The sequence below is a fragment of the Trichormus variabilis 0441 genome, assembly GCF_009856605.1.
In the GTDB taxonomy this organism is placed as follows: Bacteria; Cyanobacteriota; Cyanobacteriia; order Cyanobacteriales; family Nostocaceae; genus Trichormus; species Trichormus variabilis.
This window is the reverse complement of the sequence record NZ_CP047242.1, coordinates 409,599-432,858: the sequence shown is the minus strand read 5'-3', so window position 1 is coordinate 432,858 and position 23,260 is coordinate 409,599. Positions and strand designations below refer to the sequence as shown.

At 39.9% G+C, this 23,260-nt stretch carries 21 protein-coding genes; 7 read left to right on the top strand and 14 right to left on the bottom strand.

All coding sequences use genetic code 11. The annotated features are described in order from the left end of the window. Positions 1-16: 16 nt before the first annotated feature. From aroB to GSQ19_RS01650, 6 genes are all read left to right on the top strand, one after another. Complete coding sequence (aroB, locus tag GSQ19_RS01675; RefSeq protein ID WP_011321063.1) at positions 17-1,108, top strand: 3-dehydroquinate synthase; 1,092 nt, start codon at positions 17-19, stop codon at positions 1,106-1,108. 813 nt (positions 1,109-1,921) lie between these two features. Beyond that, complete coding sequence (locus GSQ19_RS01670) at positions 1,922-2,680, top strand: peptidylprolyl isomerase (protein WP_011321062.1); 759 nt, start codon at positions 1,922-1,924, stop codon at positions 2,678-2,680. 1,365 nt (positions 2,681-4,045) lie between these two features. Then, positions 4,046-4,630, top strand: a complete 585-nt coding sequence (locus GSQ19_RS01665; RefSeq protein ID WP_185479055.1) for a helix-turn-helix domain-containing protein — start codon at positions 4,046-4,048, stop codon at positions 4,628-4,630. Between the two features lie 290 nt (positions 4,631-4,920). After that, positions 4,921-7,956, top strand: coding sequence for an ABC transporter transmembrane domain-containing protein (locus tag GSQ19_RS01660; protein ID WP_011321060.1), 3,036 nt, complete (start codon positions 4,921-4,923; stop codon positions 7,954-7,956). Positions 7,957-8,225: 269 nt separating this feature from the next. After that, positions 8,226-9,773, top strand: a complete 1,548-nt coding sequence (locus tag GSQ19_RS01655) for a beta-barrel domain-containing protein (protein WP_011321059.1) — start codon at positions 8,226-8,228, stop codon at positions 9,771-9,773. A gap of 315 nt (positions 9,774-10,088) precedes the next feature. After that, entirely contained in the window at positions 10,089-10,871 is a 783-nt protein-coding gene (locus GSQ19_RS01650) for a peptidylprolyl isomerase (RefSeq protein ID WP_011321058.1), read from the top strand. A 173-nt stretch (positions 10,872-11,044) separates the two neighbouring features. Here GSQ19_RS01650 and GSQ19_RS01645 read toward each other — a convergent pair whose 3' ends face one another. The 12 genes from GSQ19_RS01645 to GSQ19_RS01590 all read right to left on the bottom strand — a co-directional run bounded on the left by GSQ19_RS01645 (position 11,045) and on the right by GSQ19_RS01590 (position 20,930). Next, positions 11,045-11,326 (bottom strand): HetP family heterocyst commitment protein, encoded by a 282-nt coding sequence (locus GSQ19_RS01645; RefSeq protein ID WP_011321057.1) that lies wholly within the window; start codon positions 11,324-11,326, stop codon positions 11,045-11,047. A 151-nt stretch (positions 11,327-11,477) separates the two neighbouring features. Further along, a complete protein-coding gene (locus GSQ19_RS01640; protein WP_011321056.1) occupies positions 11,478-12,560 on the bottom strand; it encodes a T3SS effector HopA1 family protein in 1,083 nt (360 codons plus the stop codon). A 225-nt stretch (positions 12,561-12,785) separates the two neighbouring features. Further along, complete coding sequence (locus GSQ19_RS01635) at positions 12,786-13,958, bottom strand: phosphotransferase family protein (RefSeq protein WP_011321055.1); 1,173 nt, start codon at positions 13,956-13,958, stop codon at positions 12,786-12,788. A 308-nt stretch (positions 13,959-14,266) separates the two neighbouring features. Then, entirely contained in the window at positions 14,267-14,488 is a 222-nt protein-coding gene (locus GSQ19_RS01630; RefSeq protein WP_104010062.1) for a hypothetical protein, read from the bottom strand. A gap of 416 nt (positions 14,489-14,904) precedes the next feature. Continuing rightward, the gene (locus GSQ19_RS01625) at positions 14,905-15,141 is read right to left on the bottom strand and encodes a hypothetical protein (protein WP_011321054.1); all 237 of its coding nucleotides are present in this window, start codon (positions 15,139-15,141) and stop codon (positions 14,905-14,907) included. A 109-nt stretch (positions 15,142-15,250) separates the two neighbouring features. Further along, positions 15,251-15,487, bottom strand: coding sequence for a hypothetical protein (locus GSQ19_RS01620; protein ID WP_011321053.1), 237 nt, complete (start codon positions 15,485-15,487; stop codon positions 15,251-15,253). A gap of 113 nt (positions 15,488-15,600) precedes the next feature. Continuing rightward, entirely contained in the window at positions 15,601-15,837 is a 237-nt protein-coding gene (locus GSQ19_RS01615; protein WP_011321052.1) for a hypothetical protein, read from the bottom strand. Positions 15,838-15,982: 145 nt separating this feature from the next. Further along, positions 15,983-16,225: a hypothetical protein gene (locus tag GSQ19_RS01610; protein WP_011321051.1), complete on the bottom strand. Its 243-nt coding sequence runs from the start codon at positions 16,223-16,225 to the stop codon at positions 15,983-15,985. A 145-nt stretch (positions 16,226-16,370) separates the two neighbouring features. Further along, positions 16,371-16,613 carry a hypothetical protein gene (locus tag GSQ19_RS01605; protein ID WP_011321050.1) on the bottom strand — a complete coding sequence of 81 codons (243 nt, stop codon included), beginning with the start codon at positions 16,611-16,613 and terminating at the stop codon, positions 16,371-16,373. A 636-nt stretch (positions 16,614-17,249) separates the two neighbouring features. Further along, positions 17,250-17,507 (bottom strand): hypothetical protein, encoded by a 258-nt coding sequence (locus GSQ19_RS01600; RefSeq protein WP_011321049.1) that lies wholly within the window; start codon positions 17,505-17,507, stop codon positions 17,250-17,252. Positions 17,508-17,788: 281 nt separating this feature from the next. Further along, positions 17,789-19,261, bottom strand: a complete 1,473-nt coding sequence (locus GSQ19_RS01595; protein WP_224311930.1) for a M16 family metallopeptidase — start codon at positions 19,259-19,261, stop codon at positions 17,789-17,791. Positions 19,262-19,343: 82 nt separating this feature from the next. Further along, on the bottom strand, positions 19,344-20,930 hold the full coding sequence (locus tag GSQ19_RS01590; RefSeq protein ID WP_011321047.1) for a M16 family metallopeptidase: 1,587 nt from the start codon (positions 20,928-20,930) through the stop codon (positions 19,344-19,346). Between the two features lie 150 nt (positions 20,931-21,080). Between GSQ19_RS01590 and GSQ19_RS01585 the strand changes: the two genes are divergently transcribed. After that, complete coding sequence (locus GSQ19_RS01585; RefSeq protein ID WP_011321046.1) at positions 21,081-21,695, top strand: TetR/AcrR family transcriptional regulator; 615 nt, start codon at positions 21,081-21,083, stop codon at positions 21,693-21,695. A 133-nt stretch (positions 21,696-21,828) separates the two neighbouring features. Here GSQ19_RS01585 and GSQ19_RS01580 read toward each other — a convergent pair whose 3' ends face one another. Together GSQ19_RS01580 and GSQ19_RS01575 are read right to left on the bottom strand one after the other, a co-directional pair. Beyond that, complete coding sequence (locus GSQ19_RS01580) at positions 21,829-22,272, bottom strand: DUF4332 domain-containing protein (protein WP_011321045.1); 444 nt, start codon at positions 22,270-22,272, stop codon at positions 21,829-21,831. Positions 22,273-22,406: 134 nt separating this feature from the next. Next, positions 22,407-23,201, bottom strand: coding sequence for a PhzF family phenazine biosynthesis protein (locus GSQ19_RS01575; protein ID WP_011321044.1), 795 nt, complete (start codon positions 23,199-23,201; stop codon positions 22,407-22,409). Positions 23,202-23,260 lie beyond the last annotated feature (59 nt).

Here is a 23,260-nt window from a genome sequence, read left to right as displayed (position 1 = left end):
TGTTTGGGTTTGGGTAATGACTTCTGTAATTAATGTGAATCTACCAACGCAGTCTTATGAGATTGCGATCGCACCTGCAAGTTTAGATCAGATTGGTCAAAGCTTGGCTGGGTTAAAACTGGGCAAGAAAGTATTACTGGTTTCTAATCCCACGATTTTTAAGCATTTTGGCAAAGTTGCGGTTGATTCCTTAGAAGCTGCTGGATTTCAAGTAGCAAGTTATTGCTTACCAGCAGGGGAACGCTACAAAACCCTTAATTCTATTCAAAAACTCTACGATATAGCCCTAGAAAATCGCCTAGAACGATCCTCAACAATGGTGGCTTTGGGGGGAGGGGTAATTGGTGATATGACTGGCTTTGCCGCCGCTACTTGGCTACGGGGGATTAATGTAGTGCAAGTACCCACCACACTCTTAGCAATGGTAGATTCGGCTATTGGTGGTAAGACAGGTGTTAATCATCCCCACGGGAAAAACTTGATTGGTGCGTTCCATCAGCCGCGATTTGTGTTAATTGATCCCCAAGTACTAAAAACCTTGCCTGTACGAGAATTTCGCGCGGGAATGGCAGAGGTAATTAAGTATGGCGTGATTTGGGATGCAGAATTATTCAACCAGCTAGAACAAAGTAAACGTCTCGACCAACTGCGCTACATCAAGCCAGAATTGATGGATGCTATCTTAACTCGTTCATGTCAAGCCAAAGCTGATGTTGTCGGCAAAGATGAGAAGGAAGGTGGACTGCGTGCGATTTTGAATTACGGACACACCGTTGGTCACGCGGTGGAAAGCTTAACTAACTATCGGCTACTCAAACATGGTGAAGCAGTAGGTATCGGCATGGTAGCGGCTGGGCAAATTGCTGTAAATTTAGGACTGTGGCAACAAGCAGATGCAGACCGTCAAAATGCCTTAATTGAAAAGGCGGGTTTACCGACAAAGTTACCAGCCGGATTAGATATTGAAGGGATTATTGAGGCATTGCAATTAGATAAAAAAGTCAAAGATGGTAAAGTACGGTTTGTTTTACCAACTCAAATTGGTGTAGTGACAGTTACTGACGAGGTGACATCAGATCACATTCGGCAAGTTTTACAGCAGATGTAAATTAATTACTAAATTCTGCCAAAATGGCAAATTTTCAGTAATGGAATCTTATACATTAAATATAGCTACTCAAATAGAGGTCGTTGATTGTATCAATGATTATCTAATTATGAAACCTACAAAACTGAGTGCTATTGCTGAAGTACTTAGTGTTTGGGGAATTGAATAAATCCTACAGCAAGACGGACAAGCTAACTATTACTAACGGTTCTTTTTTCGAGAAAGTTGAGCAAGGATTAAGTTTGGTTTGCTGGCACCTACCAATCTTAACTTTAATACTCTATATCAAGTTCTCATGTGGTGGTGAGGACTTCGGGAAACTTTCTATACTGGGGATGGTATTGCTTGAACCATACCAAAAGTAGCAAGACAAAAGAATAAAAGTCGTGGTTTGATTGTTGTCGTAGCTGGTAGAACTTATAGTTCTTGCCCTTTTAAAATTTAGTAATCCTTGTCCTACCAGATAGGATTACCTCTGCTAGATAAATTTGTAATTTATACAGCAACTCTTAAAACTGCTGGAAGCTAACCCGATTAATTAGCCTCCAGCTTTTTTATGTGTTAAGAAGGGGAGGTGTAAGATGTCAGTTAACTAATTATCTACCCCAAAGATGTTAAGAGCTTTCTAGATAACATGATATTAAATAGAGGATTCATACTTGATTTCTGTAATATAGGTGGGCAATGCTCGACTCTACAGGTACTTAGATTTTTATGCGTAAGGGCAGGTTAAGTCAACAATAATCAAATTGAATTCCTATATTCGCCTTTCATCAGTCCAGTATTCAATATAGTCACTTTCTAATTACATCAATGAGTGATTTAACCAAAGTATTTATTGCACCTGAGGAAATTGTCAATTTTCTCAAAAAAAATATGCAGTTGAAAGAGGTATATCAAAAAATCTTATTTCAACGGTTGATTTTGCAGGTGGCTGAGGCTAAGGGAATCACGGTGACAACAGAAGAAATTGAGTCTGAGGCGAACCGCCAGCGTCGGGAAAAGCGTTTAGAGAAAGCCGCAGATACTCTGGCGTGGTTGACAGATCATTTAGCTTCCCCTGAGGATTGGGAAATGGGTATCCGCGATCGCTTATTATCTCAAAAGTTAGCTAATTTCTTATTTGCTGATAAAGTAGAAGCTTTTTTTCTTCAAAATCAACTGGAGTTTGAGCAAGTTAGTCTCTATCAAATTATTGTCAATTCGGAAAAACTTGCTCAAGAAATTTACTACCAAATTGAAGACGAGGAAATAAGTTTCTATGAGGCTGCATATTTATATGATGTTGATGCTGTTCGTAGGCAAAGATGCGGTTACGAAGGTAAGGTTTATCGATTCTCTCTCCCTGTAAATGTAGCCACAGTTATCTTTAGAACATCTCCTAAACAGTTAATAAGTCCCCTGCAAACTGACCAAGGTTATCACTTATTTATGGTAGAGGAATTTATTCCTGCTGAATTAACGGGGGAACGATATCAAGAAATTCTCAATAATATGTTTAACCAATGGTTGATTACTGAACTAAATAAGATTTTGAATTCATCCTTGGAAAATCAATTACAAGAATATTGAAAACTACTCTGGGAAACCAAATATATTCCAATAAAAATATAAGCCATCAAGTTTGATATTATCTTTTGATAAATTACCTAATGCCAATTCAAAATATCAAGTACCCTACGGCAAGTTAAGTAGAACAGAGTAAATAATTAAATGTTTGTAGTGATAATGACAAAATTATAACTGATGTAATTTATTTGCTTATTTTTTTGTAAAGATATATACTACTACAATCTTAATTATTTTCCTTGGTATAAAAATAATTGTTTCAGTAGTTATGTTATTGTAAATTTAATAAAATTTATTGTACAATTCCTGCTTAATGCGTGTAAATATTGCTCACCCTAAGGACATTTCGGAAATCAAATATGAATCCAATATATTTCCTGCTCAAGGTAGATGTATGTCCGCTTATGATTTTTATAATTATTATCTTGAATTAGAAGAAATCCAATAAAAAATGAAGTTATTAAGTTTAAATTTTTGTCCGCAAAGTAAAAGTAAAACTAATCTAATATTCAAACTTTTATCATAACCAATAAGCAATATTTATTCTTTACATGGCTAATATAAAGATTTGATGAAGTTTTAAGTTTTTCAATGAAAACTATTGACTATATGATGAAAAATTCTTAAAAGAATAACAGTGGTGTAAAAAACTAAATTAAATCACTGTCACTGTTACGAGAATTTAGTTTTTTAATTAACTCCAGGCACATCAGATTCTACTGCTGAAAACAATTATTGTTAGGTGGATGTAAACAACATTGTTTACACTTATACCTAGCTGCATATGTTTTTATTCCTATGTATAACAGGCTTTAACCTCTTATTAGTCTCTAAAAAACTAAGTTTAAAGATAGAGAGGCTTACCTCTGAACTAAAATCGCAAAGTTCAGTAACATCCTAAAAATCGGACTTGAGTATTAAACTTTAGAAAATTATCGGCGAGAAAAATACCAGTATTACACCAAGCTTCAGAAAAACTGCCGATTTATTCCAGTTAACCAGTGCAAAACTCATTCATTCTAGGTGTTTTACCAGATAATGCTGTTTATCAGGAGAGACGACATATATGCTATCAGCATATTTTGTTAGGTTTGCTGACTACTACTGGATAAGGAATCTTATTGCGCTGCGCGTGTCAGTTGTTAGTTGTGAATCGTTAGAAGCGAGGTGGGAGTCTCGATATTACAACTGCTATGGCTACTAGATTCTGAGTACTAAATGTTGATAAATAGCCGCCTTAATCTTCTCAGATAGGGGGGTAGACACTCATCATCGGATACTGATGAGAAATTAATTTTGCAACTAATTTTTTAGTTGTAATACGCAAGTTTACAGCAGTTTCACATTAGACAGCAACTGGTAATGATTATGTCACACAGTTTTAATCAAGAAACAGTTTTTGCTATTTATGACAACCAAGAGAGCAAGTTTTTAACACCTTTCCAACGGAAGGCTTTACTCAAACATTTACAAAACAATTTACAGCCAGAATATCGCCGACGGATCGAAATCATGTTAATGGCTGATATTGGTAAATCTCAAGCTCAAATATGCGAAATATTAGGTTGTTCCCAAGAAATGGCTCGTTATTGGATTGGTCTAGCCGAAGCTGGTTTAGCTCATAAATGGAATGAACGTCCCATAGGTAGACCGAAGATTGTGAATGCTCAATATCTGGAAAGATTAAGAGAGTTAGTAAGTAATAGCCCTCGTGATTATGGGTATGCTTTTACTCACTGGACGGCTCAATGGTTAAGCAAGCATTTAGCTTCAGAATTAGGGATTGAAATTAGCGATCGCCACATTAATCGCCTGCTTAAACAAATGGGACTTTCCACTAAACGCAAAAGTTCCCAGCCGAAAGAAACTAATTCTCTGGAGGATGCTGCAATTACAATTGGCGACTTAAAAACCACATCTGAACCTAGTCTTAATTGGTCTTTTAATTCGTGATTAGGGGTATAGGGGGTTAGGGGTGTAGGGGGTTAGAGGGGTATAGGGGTGTAGGGGTATGAATATTTGCAACCCTTATACTAATTCTCTATGGAGTTGCGCCAAATGAATGATGTAGAGACGTTGCATGCAACGTCTCTACAGTAAAGAATAAAGTGCGTCTTTATCAAGAAACGGTATTACACCCTCACACCCTCACACCCTTACACCCTTATACCCCTACACCCGAAAATCTGCATACGTAAGTCCTATTAAATTTTGAATTCCCCCTTGGGGTTGGAGGTGGGGAAATGCCATCAGGGTTTTCCCGGCAATATTTAGCGGAACAACTCACCCATATACTGGGTGAGTCTTTGTCAGGACGGGAGTTAGAAAAGTGCATCCAAAGTTTAGAAATTATTGAACCACCAATCGCCAAACAATTTTGGCAAGCAGCTACAGCATCGGCCGGGATTTATATTGTTCTTGGGGGTAAGGTGAGGCTGCTAGATAGCGCTCACAACTTAATTACTACCCTCTCGACTGGTGCATCATTTGGGGAATTAACTCTGTTTCCTGACGCAGACTTTATTCCTTATGTCGCTAGAGCTTCGGTGAACTTGAAAGTGGGTTACCTTCCCCAAGGGATTTTACAAGAGTTGATGGGCGAAACTTCCAGTGTTGGCGATCGCCTGAAAAAACACGCCGAAACTTGGGATTTGTTGGTGTTGTGTTGTCAAAACTCTTTGTTACCGCAAAATCCCTCGGTGGAGGAGATAATCAAAGCCTTAGCTTTATTTGAGCGCCATACTTTAGATATTGGCTCCCTACCATCACAGATATTTCCAGATACCAAGTTGTGGATACTGCGTCGCGGAGAATTGGAGAATAATAACGGACGCACATTCCAACCCGGAACCATCTCCCAATATTCAAAGCAAATAAAGTGGCAAGTAACACAATCAGCAATTGTTTACATTCTCAAGCATGGGAATTGGCAAGTGGCGCAGGAGTATTGGCCGGAGTTGGGGACTGGGGACTGGGGACTGGGGACTGGGGAAAATGGTTCTCAGTCGCCTTTACCTAGTATTCGTCCTCCGGTGGTGAGGGAGCCGGAACCGCAGCCACAACCAAAACAACGCCGGGCTTATTTCCCTAGTCCTCGTATTCAGGTTGGTCATTGGTGGGGACGGCTGATTAAGCGCTATCCCATATTTGAACAACAAAGTGCGGCTGATTGTGGTGCGGCTTGTTTGGTGATGATTAGCCGCTATTGGGGTAAGCGTTTGAGTGTGAACCGACTGCGGGATTTAACTAATGTTAATCGCAGTGGTGCATCCTTGAAGGGTTTAACAGCAGCAGCCGAAACTATTGGTTTTACTACCCGTCCGGTAAAAGCTAGTTTTGATAAATTAGCACAACAACCCCTACCAGCGATCGCTCATTGGGAGGGTAAACACTATATTGTAGTTTATGAGATTAACAAAAAACAGGTAATTGTCGGTGATCCGGCGATCGGACAACGTAACCTCAGTATTGGGGAATTTAAAGCGGGTTGGACTGGTTACGCCTTGTTGTTGCAACCGACAACCGACCTCAAAGAAAATGAAGAGGCAAATACATCTTTCTGGCAACTATTTGAGTTAGTCAAACCCCACACACGAGTATTAGTAGAGGTATTCAGCGCTTCAGTATTGATTCAGGTGTTTGGATTAATTACACCTTTATTTACTCAGTTGTTGTTAGATAGGGTGATTGTCCAAGGCAGCACCTTGACCTTAAATGCAGTGGGTTTGGGGTTGGTGATATTTGGCTTATTCCGTGTTGCACTGAGTGGACTAAGACAATATTTGTTAGACCATACAGCCAATCGTATCAGCATATCCTTACTGGTAGGTTTTATTAAACATACCTTTCGTTTACCTTTATCATTTTTTGAGTCGCGCTACGTCGGGGATATTGTTTCTCGCGTCCAAGAAAACCAAAAAATTCAACGCTTTTTAACTGGGGAAGCATTGTCAATCATTTTAGATTTGTTGACAGTGTTTATCTATGTAGCTTTGATGTTTTGGTATAGTTCAGCAATGGCATTGATGAGTTTAGCGATTGTACCGCCTTTTATGTTATTGGCAATCATCGCTACACCCTTTTTACGCCGCATTAGTCGAGAGGTTTTTAGTGCTACAGCAAACGAGAATAGTTATCTGATTCAATCCCTTTCTGGTATTCGCTCAATTCGCTCAATGGCAATCGAACAGACGGTGCGGTGGCATTGGGAAGAACTGCTGAATAATGTCATTAGAAAAACCTTCAGTGGGCAGATAATTAGTAACAAGCTACAAATTTTCAGTTCTGCCCTGGAAACTTTGGTAACTACGATTTTACTTTGGTTTGGAGCATGGTTAGTAATCCAAAACCAACTAACTATCGGGCAATTAGTCGCCTTTAATATGTTGTTGGGTAATATTATCCGTCCATTTCAAAGGCTGGTAGTACTGTGGAATCAATTGCAAGAAGTGGTGATTTCTACAGAACGAATTAATGATGTTTTAGAGGCAGAACCAGAGGAAGATTTACAACACCAACATCGGCAATTTATCAGCAATTTACTGGGTCATATCCGCTTTGAAAATGTGACATTTCGCTATCATCCCGAAAGCGATCGCAATATTTTAGAAAACCTCAGCTTTGAAATCAAGCCAGAGCAAACCGTGGCTGTGGTAGGGCGGAGTGGTTCCGGCAAAACTACTTTATTTAAACTGATTTTGGGTCTATACCCTCCGACAGATGGAAAAGTTCTCATTGATGCCCAAGATGTAACTAATATAGCTTTGCGATCGCTCCGTTCACAAATCGGCGTTGTAGACCAAGATACATTTTTATTTGGCGGCACAATCCGCGAAAATATCAGCATTGCTCACCCAGAGGCTTCCTTAGAAGAAATTATTGCCGTTGCCCGCTTAGCAGGTGCGGACGACTTTATCCAACAAATGCCAGCAGGTTATGAAACCCAAATTGGTGAAGGTGGGGGGATGTTGTCTGGTGGACAAAGACAACGTTTAGCGATCGCCCGTGCTTTGTTAGGAAACCCCCGCCTATTGTTGTTAGATGAAGCTACAAGCCATCTTGATGCTGAATCAGAACGCATTATTCAAAACAACCTCAAAACCATTCTCAAAGGGCGCACAAGTGTCATTATTGCTCACCGCCTGTCCACCGTGCGCCACGCAGACTTAATTCTGGTATTAGATCGCGGCTTATTAGTCGAAAGCGGTAATCACGATCAATTAATTGCCAGAAGAGGGCATTATTTTTATCTCAATCAACAGCAGTTGAGTAATGAGTAATGAGTCAAGTCGCTTCGCTCCAATTCAAAATTCAAAATTCAAAATTAAAGACAGCCACCCACAAGGGAGAGCCAGTCTCGTGGGCGGGTTTCCCGACTTGAGAGAACTGGCGTTGGGGCTTGAACCCAACCAGCATTTTTCTTTCCTTCTGCCCTCTGTCTTTCTTCGTCAATAGTCCATAGTTATTCTTCTTTGCTCCCCCTGCCCCCTGCTCCCCTGCTCCTTGCCCCCCTACCCCATATATCCCACCACATCCCGTCAAATAATTTATGCCAAACCCATCTGTTAATTCATCATCTGTACTTGTGCAACCACAGACGGCTCAGGTGCAACGCGGTCAAGATGGTCATGATTTAATTGATTATCGGACACAGGCACTAACGCAGACAAATGATTGGTTTTACGGCACAGAAGAACTACTAGATGCGTTACCGCAGCGCTGGACGCGCTCGATGTTGTATTTGCTCATCAGCTTTACAATCGTTGTTTTGCCTTGGGCGATGTTTACTAAGGTTGATGAAACGGGAAGTGCTAGAGGGCGTTTAGAACCCCAAGGTGCAACTCAAAAATTAGGTGTTGCTGTTACTAGTAGTGTCAAGGCTGTCAATGTGGCAGAAGGGGCGACTGTTAAGGCGGGACAAGTGCTATTGGAATTAGAGTCTGATGTGTTGCAATCCCAGGTGGAACAAGCACAGACAAGGTTAGAAGAACTCATCAATCGTCAAGGACAGCAAGAGCTACTGAAAAACCAATTGATGTTAACAATTAACATCCAACAGCAGCAAAACCAAGCCCAAGAATTAGAAAAAATGGCGCAAGTCCATCAAGCGCAGCAAAACCTTGATGCTAGGCAGAGTACCTATAATTTACAGAAGTTAGAAAAGTTGGCGCTGGTTGAACAGGCTAGACAGGATATCAATACTAGTCAGTTAGCACGAAATTTAGGCAATAGCCGTTTGCAAAGAGATATTAAAGAAGTTGTTCGTTATCGCCGACTTTTAAGACAAGGTGCGATCGCTCAAATTAAAGTAGTAGAACTAGAAAAAATCGCGGAAGACAGTCAACGTTCCCTATTGCAAGCCAACTCCGATTTTACCCAAGCCCAGCTACGCCTACAAGAAAAAGAAAGCCATTATCAAACCACTGTCAGCCAAACCTTAGCTGACATTGAACAAGCAAAACTCCGCCTCCAAGAACAACAAAGCAGCTATCAAAGCCTTGTACAGACCGGTAAGCTAGCGCTGTTAAGGAGTCAGGAACAACTCAAAGACTTACAAAACCAACTAACTACCTTACAATCAGAAATCATCCAAACCAAGAGCCAGATTAACGCCTTCAAGATTCAGATTCAACAACGGGTAGTGCGATCACCTGTTGATGGTACGATTTTTGATCTACCAATCGATAAACCAGGCCCCGTAGTTGAAGCTGGACAGATAGTTGCTCAAATTGCTCCTAAGAATGCAGCAATCATTCTCAGAAGTTCTATGCCGAGTCAACACAGTGGTTTCTTGAAAGTGGGAATGCCAGTAAAAATCAAATTTGATGCCTATCCTTTCCAAGATTATGGAGTATTACCAGGACGTGTTAGCTGGATTTCTCCTGACTCGAAAATTCAAACTACTAGCCAGGGCAATGTAGAAGTTTATGAAATGGATATAACTTTAGATCATCCTTATATTCAAGCTGGTAATAAACGTATTATCTTAACCCCTGGACAATCAGCCACCGCCGAAGTTATCATCCGCCAGCGTCGAGTTATAGACTTTATTTTAGACCCATTCAAGAAGCTACAAAAAGGTGGCTTAGAACTTTAGGAAACATTTAGGAGGTAATACCAACAACCCTCTTCAAACCTCTCCCCGACGCGGGGAGAGGCTTTGACAATTACTTCCCTTTCCTTGTAGAGAAGGGGCTGGGGGTTAGGTTTATATTGGACGCAACTGGCATATCAGTAGGGTGCGTCATACCAATTCTCTATGACGTTACGCCAAATAAATAATGTAGAGACGTTGCCTGAAACTTCTCTACTGTAAAGAATAACGTGTATCTATGGCTACGCCAGACAAGCTACATCAAGAAACGGTATAAAAAATAATTATTTTTGAGCTAATAGTGGAGTAAACATCAACATGGAAAATTTTTTAAAATTGTCTATTGAGGACATTATTACTCATCTTAAAGTCTCTTTTCAAATGCCTAGTATACTAGAAGCGATCGCTACCCAGAGAATTATTGCTGAGACTGCGGAACAACTAGGCATTCAATTAAGTGTAGAAGAACTACAACAATCTGCCGATAGTATGCGTTTTGCTAACCGCTTGCTAAAAGCGGATGATACTTGGAATTGGCTACAAAAACACTATCTAACCATAGATGATTTTGAAGAAGTAGCCAAATCAAACTTATTACATATGAAATTGGCTGAACATTTATTCGCTGACAAAGTTGAACCTTTTTTTTATGCTCATAAAATCGATTATACTGGAGCTGCAACCTATGAAGTAATTCTAGATGATGAAGACTTAGCCTTAGAGTTATTTTATGCTTTGCAAGAAGGTGAAATTAGTTTTCAGGAAATAGCCCGCCAATATATTCAAAATCCTGAAATCCGCCGTGCTGGAGGTTATCAAGGGATTCGCTATCGTTCGGAGTTTCGCCCAGAAATAGCTGCGGCCGTCTTTGCCGCTACGCCTCCCCAGGTTCTCAAACCAATAATTACACCCAAAGGTGTACATATAATTGCAGTGGAGGAAATCATTACACCAGAATTAGATGAATCACGCCGGATTCAAATACTAAAAGATTTCTTCACTCATTGGTTACAACAACAAATTACTAATTTGGAAATTGTCGCTGAACTTTCTCAAAATTCTCAATCTTCATCTTCCTCAGAATTACCAAAGCCAGCTTAGTATTAATGTAATATTTCTCAAGTTGATTACTATTTAGATAATGGGTAATGGATAATTGCCTTTTTGATGATGCTTTGGGTGGGCATTGCCTACCCTACAGTTAATTAAATATATATGATACTGAAATTGGATTTTTATATGAGAATCTGAGGATATCATGACTTAAATCTAATTTAATCTAACTCTATGACTTCTGTTTTAATAGCTACAAACTTTACGCCCATATTATGAAGTTTACGAGTTTTAATTGTATTGGGTATACTATTATTTTTAATTAGGCGAATATATGTACGATATGGTATATATGTAAGAGGATTGTATCCAGCAGTATGGAGCATTAAAACACAAGCCCAAGAATACTTACCGACCGATATAGCTTGCAGAATAGCCTCCCATTCTTCGGTGAGAATTGTACAGTCACAAAGTTGATGATGCCGGAAATATTCTTGAGTCATCAGCCTAAATTATAAACGTGAATTTAAATGTTGAGAAAAAGCCCTTTTGCCCGCCGGAATAGCTCCCAATAACTGTGAGGTTATCAACAGTCAAACTTTACACAGATATCAATACATCTTTAACTTTCATCACTCAGATGAAGTTCAATAACTACAAAGGTGTATAGATATCTTCAGAATAAGCATTGAGGTAGGGACGTTGCAATTCAATGTTGAGTGAAGAGAAGTGTTGCAAAATCGCAGTCATTCTACCTACTGGCGTATCATTACCTTGTTGCCAAGCTTCTAGCAAACCGTTAGCAATGATTTGACAACGGTGTGTACCAAAGCTTTCATGTTCGGTGAATCTATGGTTTGGTTCTTCAGCGATCGCTAACCCCGGTGCGATAGGCTTAGTAAAGAGGGGAACTTGTGCCTGAAAATGCGTTTGATTTTCTGCATATATCATCTTAAGGATAGGATAAACCTTATCATAGTCATTTTTATCAAAATACAGCACTGCCGAGTCATGGCGAACATAGTCAGAAGGGTTGTATAGTGCTTTAAACGTGAAAGCAATAGGTATAGCGTTGAGGTGTGTAGTCAACGCATCCATGATTGCCACTGAACCATCTGGAGTTAAGTTGAAATAAACACGTACCAAAGTTTGATATTGTTGCGCTGCACCTGAGTTAGCCACCGCCATATAAAATCCGTTTTGGACGAGATTTTTCGGCAATTGGATAGCAACAGCGTTACCCATAGTTTGAGTTTGCAAACTATCCGGCGGAACGTGGAGAGTTAAACCATCCCGATGAACTGCCACAGTCCCGTCTGATTCTTCCCTGACAAATTGCCAACCATAACTCCAGTAGCCACTACCTCTATTATTTTCATGGAGGCGATCGTAAAAAGCTAGGTCTACACCTAAAAATGTGTTGTTTTCTAGATTTTTGTTGACGGCTAAATTAGATATCTCTGCATCCGAGGCCAGAACACTTTTCAAGGAGCCATTATAATAGATGCCGTACAGAAAACTACGCAGTTGTTGACTCAAATACTTATTTTGTAAATCCAAAGATAATTTTTGAAAACGAGAGACTGAAGACTCAGGTAATTCTAAGGGTTTATAGTTGGGATGCTTAATACAATACTGAGACTGTATTTCAATATTATGAATCATGTCTTGCAATGATATCTGCAATGACTCTGAAATATCCGACAATTGAACCGATAGAGAATCTAGTAGCTGCATAAATATTTGTTCGTGAATGATATGAGTAGGATATGAAGGAATGAGGAAGATGAAGGAGATGAGGCGGATGTCACTTTAGCTTTCCCATCTCCCCCTACCGCCCACTCCCCACGCCTTATACCAATTCAAAATTCAAAATTCAAAATTAAGAAATTGAGATTTTGCAAAGGTTTCTGGGTTGTGGGATCTGTATCAGAATTTTCGAGAAATGGTATTATTCTCTAATTAAACCTGAGACAAACTTACAGGAGAGAGGTCTGATAACTGGACACCAAAAATCGTTTGCACAGATGCTTCTGGACGACACAACAAACTTTTGGCGACTTGTAGCATACAAATACCCACATTACCAAAGGTTTTTTCATATTGGAGTTGGGCTTGAATAGCGGTAATGAGTGCTAAACCGCAAAATTGCATGACCCGTTGTAAGAAGTCGGGATGATGTTCTAAGATTTCCGGAAAATGAGTAAGATAAGCAATTACCAACTCCCTCAAAGAAGGTTGGAGAACGTACAAAGGAGTAGCAGCTAAGCGTAAAGACTCCTCAATGGCAATTGATTTACCAGTCACCATACTGTACAACCAGATTTGCAAGTAGCTAGCAATCAGTGTTCCTAAATCGTTAGCAGGGTCTCCCCAACTACCACGTTCCCAGTCAATTAAGCGCACAATATTTTCATCACCGATATCTTCCCAATCGAGGGAGACGAGAATATTGTTTAACTTCAGGTCATTATGTGTGAGACAGCAGGGAGTAAAACTGTTGATTAATTGTGCGATCGCCTGCCCCAAACTATCGTAACGTTGATATAAGGCAAAAAATCTCAGACCATCAGCAGGAACCTTACCAAATATCTCTGGAGTTAGTCTATCTAATCCTCGATTTAGATGAGGTGTTTTTGGGTTAGATTTACTCTCACCAGGATTTTGAAAGAAATCTCGGTATTCTTCACAGTTAAATGAGGTGCGATGAATCAATGCCAAAGTAGTCCCGACTGCATTAGCAAGCTGGGTGGGAAATAAATTTAAATTCTCCTTAACGTAAAAATCCATCAGATCTCGGTAGTTATCAAGATAGTTGAAAATAATAATAGAATTCTCCCAATTGAAGTATATCGCTTCTGATAAATAGGAACGTATGTGGTTAAGTTCTGGAAACCTACTAACAAAATCATGAATGCGCCATTCCAGAACAAACTCACCAGTCGTCTTTCCTTCTAAGTTATGACGTTCTTGTTTAACTAGTAGTTTTCTCCCTTCTGGAAAAGTAATTAATAAATTAAAATTCTTTGCTGGTTTCAGTTCAATTTTGCTTGATTCTCCTTCCTCAAGGGTACACAAATTTAAAGAACTTAAGTAATCAAATACGTTTTGGGAGTTGAGGATAAATGGCGGCATATATTTAAAATGAGTCACAACATTTATAGTTATTTTCCTAGTAAATACAGCATATTATCGCTGTTTATTTTGACAAATTTGAAGAATTTTTACTGTTAGATATTCATCTTAGCTTGATTTCCTAATCTATCTGGACACGGCTACAGGAATACAACTTATACAGTGGAATATTCTATATAAATCCGGTTTATTTAACCTGTATTTATTTCATCAGTCAAGCATGAATCCTATAGTTTTTCTCGACTTTTAATAAATTTAAATCTTTGTCAAAATTCGATTAAAAGCATGATGTTCACTAACTGAAGTATTTATTTATATCTATTGCCAATATATGAATCGACTATTTTTAGGATAGCAGCAATAGCAAATGATATTGTGATAAATTGAAATATTTTTTCTGCTAATACTGATATTTGATCATATGAATATTTATTACCACCATGTATCAATCTAGATTCTTCATGATTGAGTTCAGTTAGAAAATTTTCTGAACCATAAAGATGTAATTCAGAAACAGTTATTCTTGCCATTTTTGGAACATTCAAAAATTTGACATTGATTAGATACACTCTAGATTAGATATTTTTTAGATTAAGAGAATATCAAGAAATAAATTATCCAAAATAGATTGTTTGTTAGGGTGCCTCAGAATGAACAATTTCTGAGTATAGCTAGGTTCCATCTCACTTTCTCACACTACACTTTAGATATTTTCTATCTAGAATTCTCTAATTATATCAAGATTGAATTCTAGAGAAAATTCCACAGAAAATATCATCTTGATGAGGTACATTAACTTAGCCTATATTCCCTCATCTCTGTACACTTGAAAAATTTATATTACTCGTAGATAAAGGCTGTATCTTGATGGAATTTACAAGCGATTAAACATGATATTGCTTAATCGCTGATGCCATAATCTTAACAGAGCTATTGATTTGAGTTTTTATGCAGCAGAACTAAAAGAACGAGCTAAGTGTCCAATAGCATCAATACCATAGGTGATGACACCAAACTCAAATCCCTTCACGGCTAGGTCTAAAACTCCATTTGTAGTATTAGAATAGTCACCACCACCATGAACAGAGTTATCAAGATTGTTCAACTCGTTGAGAAAGCTTTCAGAGTCTTGGAACAATTCTGCACCAGTGACTTGTAATTCTTTAACAGCAATAAACGCCATGATTGACTCCTGAAATAATTTGGGTTTTGAGTAGAAAGTGCAGGCGATTAAGAAATATAAAACTTAATCGCTCATGCCACAATTGCAAGAAATCTGTTTATCTGAGTATTTATGCAGCAGAACTGAAGGATTTAGCTAAGTGTCCAATAGCATCAATACCATAGGTGATGACACCAAACTCAAATCCCTTCACGGCTAAGTCTAAAACTCCATTTGTAGTATTAGAATAGTCACCACCACCATGAACAGAGTTATCCAGATTGTTCAATTCATTGAGGAAGCTTTCAGAGTCTTGGAACAATTCTGCACCAGTAGCTTGTAATTCTTTAACAGCAATAAACGCCATGATTGACTCCTAAAACTATGTCGGTTTTGAGTAGAAAGAAAGTGCAGGCGATTAAGAAATACAAAACTTAACCGCTCATGCCACAATTGCAAGAAATCTGTTTATCTGAGTATTTATGCAGCAGAACTGAAGGACTTAGCTAGGTGTCCAATAGCATCGATACCATAAGTGATGACACCAAACTCAAATCCCTTCGCAGCTAAGTCTAAAACTCCATTTGTGGTATTAGAATAGTCACCACCACCATGAACAGAATTATCAAGATTGTTCAATTCATTGAGGAAGCTTTCAGAGTCTTGGAACAATTCTGCGCCGGTAACTTGTAATTCTTTAACAGCAATAAACGCCATGATTGACTCCTAAAACTATTTCGGTTTTGAGTAGAAAGAAAGTGCAGGCGATTAAGTGGTGTAATCCTTGCTCACTTAATCGCTCATGCTGAGATTTAAACAAGAGTATTTAGCTAACTATCCAATCAGTTACTAAGATTTAATCTTAGTAGTAACCAGCATCACTGTAAGACTTAGCTAGGTGTCCAATAGCATCGATACCATAGGTGATGACACCAAACTCAAATCCCTTCGCAGCTAAGTCTAAAACTCCATTTGTGGTATTAGAATAGTCACCACCACCATGAACAGAATTATCAAGATTGTTCAATTCATTGAGGAAGCTTTCAGAATCTTGGAACAATTCTGCGCCGGTAACTTGTAATTCTTTAACAGCAATAAACGCCATGATTGACTCCTAAAATAATTTGGGTTTTGAGTAGAAAGAAAGTGCAGGCGATTAAGTGGTATAGTCCTTGCTCACTTAATCGCTCATGCTGAGATTTAAACGAGAGTATTTAGCTCGCTATCTAATCAGTTTCTAAGATTAAATCTTAGTAGTAACCAGCAGAACTATAGGATTTAGCTAGGTGTCCAATAGCATCGATACCATAGGTGATGACACCAAACTCAAATCCCTTCACGGCTAAATCTAAAACTCCATTTGTGGTATTGGAATAGTCACCACCACCATGAACAGAGTTATCAAGATTGTTCAACTCGTTAAGAAAGCTTTCAGAATCTTGGAATAATTCTGCGCCGGCAACCTGTAATTCTTTAACAGCAATAAACGCCATGATTGACTCCTAAAACAATGTTTGCTCTTCGTGAATTTCGTAACCGATTAAGTTTGTTTTCCTTAACCGTTGACTCAATTTTTATTTATTTTTTTTAGGAAAATCAAGCTTAAAACCTCAATCAGCAAGACATAAATGAGTACTATATGTCTGTTTTTAATTTTTACATTACCTAAAATTTAAGCTTGCTAACCTTGATAATCTCCAGCACAAAATTTTATGAAAAATATGGCAGTGTGATCTAGCGTTTTAACTCCGATAGAACAGGGTAAATAAGTAAATGTTTCTAGTGATAACTAAAGTTCTCAAACAAAGACTAAAATTCTTACAATTAACTGAAGTCTAGTATTTTTACGCCACTTAATATAGGTTGTTTTTTTTTAATTCGTTATGAATTGAAAAAGGGGTGTAAGGGTGTTAGAGAAAGACTTTCTCATGTTTTCCTGTGTACGCAGTTCATGACGGCTACTTACTTTGCCAGGCTATCACTGCACTCAATCTAATATTCTCTTAACTGAACTGATAAAAGCAAAAGATAACTAACACGCACTCGCGCAATAAAAAATCGTGTATTTTGATATTAGTTTTCATCAAAATACACGACATCCTAAATATTAGGTTGTAATTAACGAACAATCATGAATTAATACCAAGCTGTTTTCGCAGGTCTTGAATTTGTAATTCTAGTGAATCCATCCATCGATCAAGAGTTCCGTTAGTATCATTCAATGTGGGTGTTGTTGACTCTTCTGACGGTTCGGCAACTTGATTTCTTCTACCGCCATATCTTCTTTCCAAGCCTGCATACACAGACTTCAGTTCCCAAGTAGTGAGGTCTTTCAATGATTTTCCCTCATCGTCGGGTGAAAGATCAGAAATTGTTATTTTTACCATTTGCTTGCCTCGTTCAAGATGATTATATCGCTTAGCTCGTTACAGGGATTTTCCCTAATCAAAAAGATGGGAAGTCCTGCCTTATATTTTGATTTGTCCTTGAGGAAAATCAATATTTTGAGACTAGATTTTCAGACATAATTCAAGTATTTGTGTCTATAAAAGCTGATTTTATATAATAGTGAAGCTGCTTTGTCCTCAGCAAAACAATAATCCCAGTTTCTCTAGAAAAACTGGGATTATTATCCATTTATAGGAATCTGATGTGATTATCTCAACTATTAATTCTGCGCTTGTTGTGGTGGACTAGGAATTGTCACATCGATTGGTGTGACTTGAGCGGCTAGCTGAGTTAATGGTGGTTGAATAGCGGTTTGATTACCCACCACCAGAGTGACAAGATTATCTGGTTTGAGGTATTGCTTGGCTACCCTTTGCACATCAGCTATTGTGGTGGCGGCTACGGCTTTTTGATAGCGGAAGAGAAAATCAGCCGGATAGCCATAGTATTCATAGCGCATCAATCGGGATAAGGTTTGGCTGGGGTCTTGGAAGTTGAATACAAAAGAATTGAGGGTAGACTCTTTAGCACGGGCTAATTCTTCTGCTGTTACGGGTTGGGATTGGATGCGTTTAATTTCCGCTTGTAAAGCTTTGACAAACTGCACAGTCGCATCAGAACGGGTTTGTCCACCAGCCATGAACATCCCAGGATAGTCAAAGCGGGGACTCCAGTAACCATATACAGAATAGGCTAAACCTTGACGCGATCGCACCTCATTAAATAAACGACCCCCAAAACCATTTAACACCCCATTCAATACGTCCAAGGCTGCATAGTCGGGGTTATCGAACTTACCCCCCAAATGCCCAACTAAAATACTACTTTGGGTAAGTTGGGGTTGATTGACGAAAAATACCCCACCGGTATTTGCTGGGGAAACTGCTGGTAAAGTTGGTTTAGTAAATTTTGGGTTACGCGCCCAGTTACCCAACTTGGCTTGAATGAGCGATCGCATTTTTTTACTATCAAAATCTCCCACAATGCCCAAAATCATATTATTGGGGTGGAAATATTGTTGGTGGAACTGTACCAAATCTTCACGGGCGATCGCATTCACAGTAGCATATTCTGTAATCCGACCATAGGGGCTATCTTTGCCATAAATCAGCTTGCGAAATTCCCGATTAGCAATATCATCAGGATCATCATTGCGGCGAGAAATACCGCCTTTTGCTTGAGTTTTCGCCAAATCTAGTTTAGCTTGAGCAAACACTGGCGATCGCAACACCTCAGCAAATAGCCCAAACACTGTTTCTACATCTTCACTCAGCGCCTCAAAACTAGCGCTACCCGCAGCCTCACCAATATTCACTTCTACCGATGCGGCGCGTTGTTCTAATATTTCATTCAAATCATCAGGTGAATGCTCCTTAGTTCCACCAGTCCGCATCACGCCACCAGTAAAGCTAGCCAATCCCACTTTATCTGCTGGTTCCCAACGACTCCCAGTCCTGACTAGGGCTGTACCACCAATTAAAGGTAGTTCCCTATCCTCCATGAGATAGACAACCAAGCCATTCTGCAATACAAACCGTTCATACTTGGGTAACTTCACCTCCGGTAACGGCGCAAACTGCAACTCTGTATAGTGTTTGGCTGCTGCTGTCGCCGTCAGGGAAAAGTTAAAAGTCACAGCTAAAAAGGCAAAAATAGCCACCAACGCCAAAATAAAACTTTTGCCTTTTCCCATTGTGAATTTTGGATTTCTAATTTTGAATTGTTTACGCCTGTGCATATCTGTTGCTGCTCTCCTCATATTTGCGGTGTATTACTCATGCTTTTTTCGATAACAACTTGCCAATTGTGCGATTTTCTGGCGTAAACGTTGCTTTGGCTACTCGCTGAATATCCGCAGGAGTCACAGCCACAATTTCATCTAATTGTTTAAACAAATTGCGCCAAGAGCCTGTTTTTACGTCATATTCCAAAAGTTGCTGCGCCATACCCATATTGGAATCTAAGCTACGTAATAAACCAGCCCTGGCTTGAGTTTTCACCCGTTCTAATTCCACCGCAGATACAGGTTCAGTTTTCAACTTGTCAATTTCTTTGCTTAAAGACACTGCTACTTCATCAACTGTGTGACCAGGAGCAGTGAGAGCATAGAACAGCATCAAATTGGGGTATTTATCCCCAGGAAAACCACTAAAACCTTGAGCATTTAATGCTACACGTTCTTTTTCCACCAAAGACTTATATAACCGCGACGTACGTCCACTACTTAACAAGCTGGCAATAATATCGTATGCCGCATTATCTGGATGAGTCACTGCGGGACGATGATAACCTTCTAAATACCAAGGTTGAGAAGCGAGTTCTAAAGTAACCTCTCTTGTTTGTGTTTGTTTGGGTTCTGGGGTAATTTTTGACTGTGGTTTAGGTGCTGCTTTGTAGCGTCCAAAGTAAGTTTGCGCCAGTTGTTTCACCTCAGCCGTTTTCACATCCCCAACAACAGCAATGGTAATATTACTGGGTACGTAGTGAGTATTGTAAAACGTCTGTACATCTTCTGGCGTTAAGTTACGAATATCTTGGTCATAACCAATCACTGGTCGTCTGTAAGGATGAACTTTGTAAGCAGCATCGATAAACTTTTCCACCATCAAACCAATAGGTGAATTTTCGATCCGCATCCGCCGCTCTTCTAAAATCACATCTTTTTCTTTATAAAACTCCCGGCGAATCACAGGATCAAGAAATCGATCAGACTCCAACGACATCCACAGTTCTAACTTATTGGACGGGAAACTGTAGAAATAACGTGTCGCTTCCGTTGAGGTATTGGCGTTTAAACCTACACCCCCAGATTGTTCGACAATTTGCCCCAGTTCATTTTGTTTGACTAATTTACCAGCTTGTGATTCTACTTCCTTAAAAGTCGCTTGCAACCTAGCAACATCATCTTGCTTACCATTGGCTTTCGCGGCTCGAATTTGCGTGTCTAACTGCTCCAACCGCTCAAGCAAGGGTTTTTCAGCCTGATAATTCTGTGTACCAATGCGTGTAGTGCCTTTGAACGCCAAATGCTCAAGAAAGTGAGCGACACCAGTCTTACCATCAGGTTCATCCACACCCCCAACATCCGCGTAGGTGAGAAAGGAAACCACTGGCGCTTGATGGCGTTCTAAGACAATAAACTTCATACCATTATCCAGCCGGAACTCCGTCAAATCCTTAATTACCCGGTCTAGATAGGGTTGAATTGAAGTGGGAACCTTTGCAGTTGGTGTTTTGCTTGGTTGTAAAGCAGGAGGCGTTTGTGCCAAAGCTATTTCTGGTGTCCATCCCCACCATATAACGACTGTTGCCATCAAGGTTGCCAACAGCCGACGCGATATTGAACGACTAAGTTGATTCATAAGCAACAAGTAAATAAATATCCACTACTTAAGCAACAGGTTAATCGAGAATTGTAGCGTTAATCTTGTATTAAGCTTTCTGTGCTTTTTGTACCTGACGTTAGACAATAATGCTACAAGTAGTGTTCCGGAGATTTTACAATAACTATTATGCGAGTTTTTAATTCTCCCCCGCCTTCAGAGGCACAGACACGCACCAAAATTTTACAGGCGGCGCTGAAATTATTTGCCTCCCAAGGCTTTGATGGCACTACCACCCGCGATTTAGCACAAGCCGCAGGTGTAGCCGAAGGTACTTTGTTTAGGCATTTCCCTAACAAAAAAGCGATTTTGGTAGAAGTAGCAACTGCTGGTTGGGTGGATATTCTCACAGATTTGCTGACAGAATTGAGCGAAATGGGTAGCTATAAGGCTGTCGCTCAGGTGATGCGCCGCCGAATGTGGAATTTGCACAAAAACGCCGACTTAATGCGGGTTTGCTTCATGGAAGTGCAGTTTCATCCAGATTTACGCGATCGCATTCAAATAGAAGTCATTGAAAAAATGACCGATGTCGCCGAAGCCTTCTTCCAAACCGCGATGGATAAAGGCATTTACCGCAAAACAGATGCCAATCTAGTAGCCAAAGTTTTCCTGGGAATGTTTGCGATCGCTGGTTTCTCCAACAATACTCTCATGCAGCCAGACGCTTCCCCCCAAGAAATGCAGCAAATGGCAGAAGGCCTAGCTGATATCTTCCTCAATGGAGTGCTGGCAAAAGATTAGGGAATCACCGTTAACTGTTGAGTAATGAGTAATGACCAATGACCAATGGCAATTGTACGGGCGGGTTTACAAATATCCTGACTCTTGAACGATGATCTTCATCAACCCGCCCCTACTGACCACTGACCACTGACTAATGACCATTAACAATATTCGCCTGTTGACTCCACTGCTGGACTAATTCAATTGCTGGACACAAATCTCGACGCTGCAAGGTTGCGACTTGTAAGCGTAAAATTTGTTTGTGTAATCTATGGGTAGGAATCTGGGCTAACTGTGCCACAGAACCAACGCCTGCATGAAGCAATAAACCACAATATTGTGTTCCTACACTAGGAATCCTGGCTAAATCTGCTAAGGCTATCCATTTATTTACATATTGCAGATGAACTTGTAACTTACTCGCTAAGGCCAGCCTGGACTCTAAAGTTTTACCCTGTTTGACAAGCCCTGCTGTAGTTTGAATCCCACAATTTTGCAGTCGGGATTGTTCTTCTTGACTCAATCCAGGCAACTGCTCAATTGGCCAGTCACCATAAGGGATAGACCTTTTACTAGCTGTATTTTTAGCCGACATGGAAAATAAGACATAGGTTTATTTATCTATTCTGACGCGTAATTTTTAAACGCAGAGGAACACGGAGGTAAACGCAAGGGAACGCGGAGAATTTTCTTTGCGTACCTTTGCGCTTACCTCTGCGCCCCTTTGCGTTAAATTAACTCTCCCCTCAAAACAGTAACCGCCTGTCCTGCGAGAAAAACCCGATCGCCTCCCCCATAACTCACCTTGACCACTCCACCACGGCTAGAGGCTTGATAAGCCAAAAACTCATCTTTACCCAGGCGATCGCGCCAGTAACTGGCCAAGCAGCAATGAGCCGCACCTGTGACTGGATCTTCGTTGATACCTAAGCCTGGGGCAAAGAAGCGAGAAACAAAATCGTATGGGGAATCAGGCTGAGTTTGGCTAGTAACTATCACATCAGCCACAGCTAAAGTTTTGAGTAGCTGAAAATTGGGCTGTAGATTTCGCACCACATCCTCAGATTCCACCTCTACCAAATAGCCTAGAGAGTTTTGGAAAACTGATTTTAAAGAAACACCCAAGGCCTCAGTCAGTTCTGGGGGTGTGGTTATGGGTTGTGAGTGATTCACCGGAAAATCTAACTCAATCCAATCACCTTGGCGCTTGGCAATGAGTAAGCCACTTTTGGTATGAAAACGGGCTATTTCATCGGGTGATAAATGCCCTTCCGACCACAACACATGAGCGCTGGCTAAGGTTGCATGACCACAAAGCGGTACTTCCACCGTCGGCGTGAACCACCGCAGATTAAAACCATCATCTTGTTTGACTAAAAAAGCCGTCTCCGATAAGTTCATTTCCTGGGCTATATTCTGCATCCAGATATCTGGTTGAGGAGACGGCACAACACAGACAGCCGCAGGATTTCCCCCGAAGGGTTTATCAGTGAAAGCATCTACTTGAGTAATGATTTGTCCCATAGAGTATGAATCAATTCAAAATTTAAAATTAAGACGAGAAGGGGGAGGAAGTACGGTTG

Excerpts from the sequence above, each read along its gene's own strand:
- GSQ19_RS01635 (WP_011321055.1), bottom strand. The coding sequence starts at position 13,958 with ATGCCGCCATTTATCCTCAACTCCCAAAACGTATTTGATTACTTAAGT.
- GSQ19_RS01615 (WP_011321052.1), bottom strand. The coding sequence starts at position 15,837 with ATGGCGTTTATTGCTGTTAAAGAATTACAAGTTACCGGCGCAGAATTG.
- GSQ19_RS01650 (WP_011321058.1), top strand. The coding sequence starts at position 10,089 with ATGGAAAATTTTTTAAAATTGTCTATTGAGGACATTATTACTCATCTT.
- GSQ19_RS01645 (WP_011321057.1), bottom strand. The coding sequence starts at position 11,326 with ATGACTCAAGAATATTTCCGGCATCATCAACTTTGTGACTGTACAATT.
- GSQ19_RS01585 (WP_011321046.1), top strand. The coding sequence starts at position 21,081 with ATGCGAGTTTTTAATTCTCCCCCGCCTTCAGAGGCACAGACACGCACC.
- GSQ19_RS01630 (WP_104010062.1), bottom strand. The coding sequence starts at position 14,488 with ATGGCAAGAATAACTGTTTCTGAATTACATCTTTATGGTTCAGAAAAT.
- GSQ19_RS01600 (WP_011321049.1), bottom strand. The coding sequence starts at position 17,507 with ATGGTAAAAATAACAATTTCTGATCTTTCACCCGACGATGAGGGAAAA.
- GSQ19_RS01670 (WP_011321062.1), top strand. The coding sequence starts at position 1,922 with ATGAGTGATTTAACCAAAGTATTTATTGCACCTGAGGAAATTGTCAAT.
- GSQ19_RS01660 (WP_011321060.1), top strand. The coding sequence starts at position 4,921 with ATGCCATCAGGGTTTTCCCGGCAATATTTAGCGGAACAACTCACCCAT.
- GSQ19_RS01655 (WP_011321059.1), top strand. The coding sequence starts at position 8,226 with ATGCCAAACCCATCTGTTAATTCATCATCTGTACTTGTGCAACCACAG.
- aroB (WP_011321063.1), top strand. The coding sequence starts at position 17 with ATGACTTCTGTAATTAATGTGAATCTACCAACGCAGTCTTATGAGATT.
- GSQ19_RS01610 (WP_011321051.1), bottom strand. The coding sequence starts at position 16,225 with ATGGCGTTTATTGCTGTTAAAGAATTACAAGTTACCGGCGCAGAATTG.
- GSQ19_RS01625 (WP_011321054.1), bottom strand. The coding sequence starts at position 15,141 with ATGGCGTTTATTGCTGTTAAAGAATTACAAGTCACTGGTGCAGAATTG.
- GSQ19_RS01580 (WP_011321045.1), bottom strand. The coding sequence starts at position 22,272 with ATGTCGGCTAAAAATACAGCTAGTAAAAGGTCTATCCCTTATGGTGAC.
- GSQ19_RS01665 (WP_185479055.1), top strand. The coding sequence starts at position 4,046 with ATGTCACACAGTTTTAATCAAGAAACAGTTTTTGCTATTTATGACAAC.
- GSQ19_RS01595 (WP_224311930.1), bottom strand. The coding sequence starts at position 19,261 with ATGGGAAAAGGCAAAAGTTTTATTTTGGCGTTGGTGGCTATTTTTGCC.
- GSQ19_RS01575 (WP_011321044.1), bottom strand. The coding sequence starts at position 23,201 with ATGGGACAAATCATTACTCAAGTAGATGCTTTCACTGATAAACCCTTC.
- GSQ19_RS01640 (WP_011321056.1), bottom strand. The coding sequence starts at position 12,560 with ATGCAGCTACTAGATTCTCTATCGGTTCAATTGTCGGATATTTCAGAG.
- GSQ19_RS01590 (WP_011321047.1), bottom strand. The coding sequence starts at position 20,930 with ATGAATCAACTTAGTCGTTCAATATCGCGTCGGCTGTTGGCAACCTTG.
- GSQ19_RS01620 (WP_011321053.1), bottom strand. The coding sequence starts at position 15,487 with ATGGCGTTTATTGCTGTTAAAGAATTACAAGCTACTGGTGCAGAATTG.
- GSQ19_RS01605 (WP_011321050.1), bottom strand. The coding sequence starts at position 16,613 with ATGGCGTTTATTGCTGTTAAAGAATTACAGGTTGCCGGCGCAGAATTA.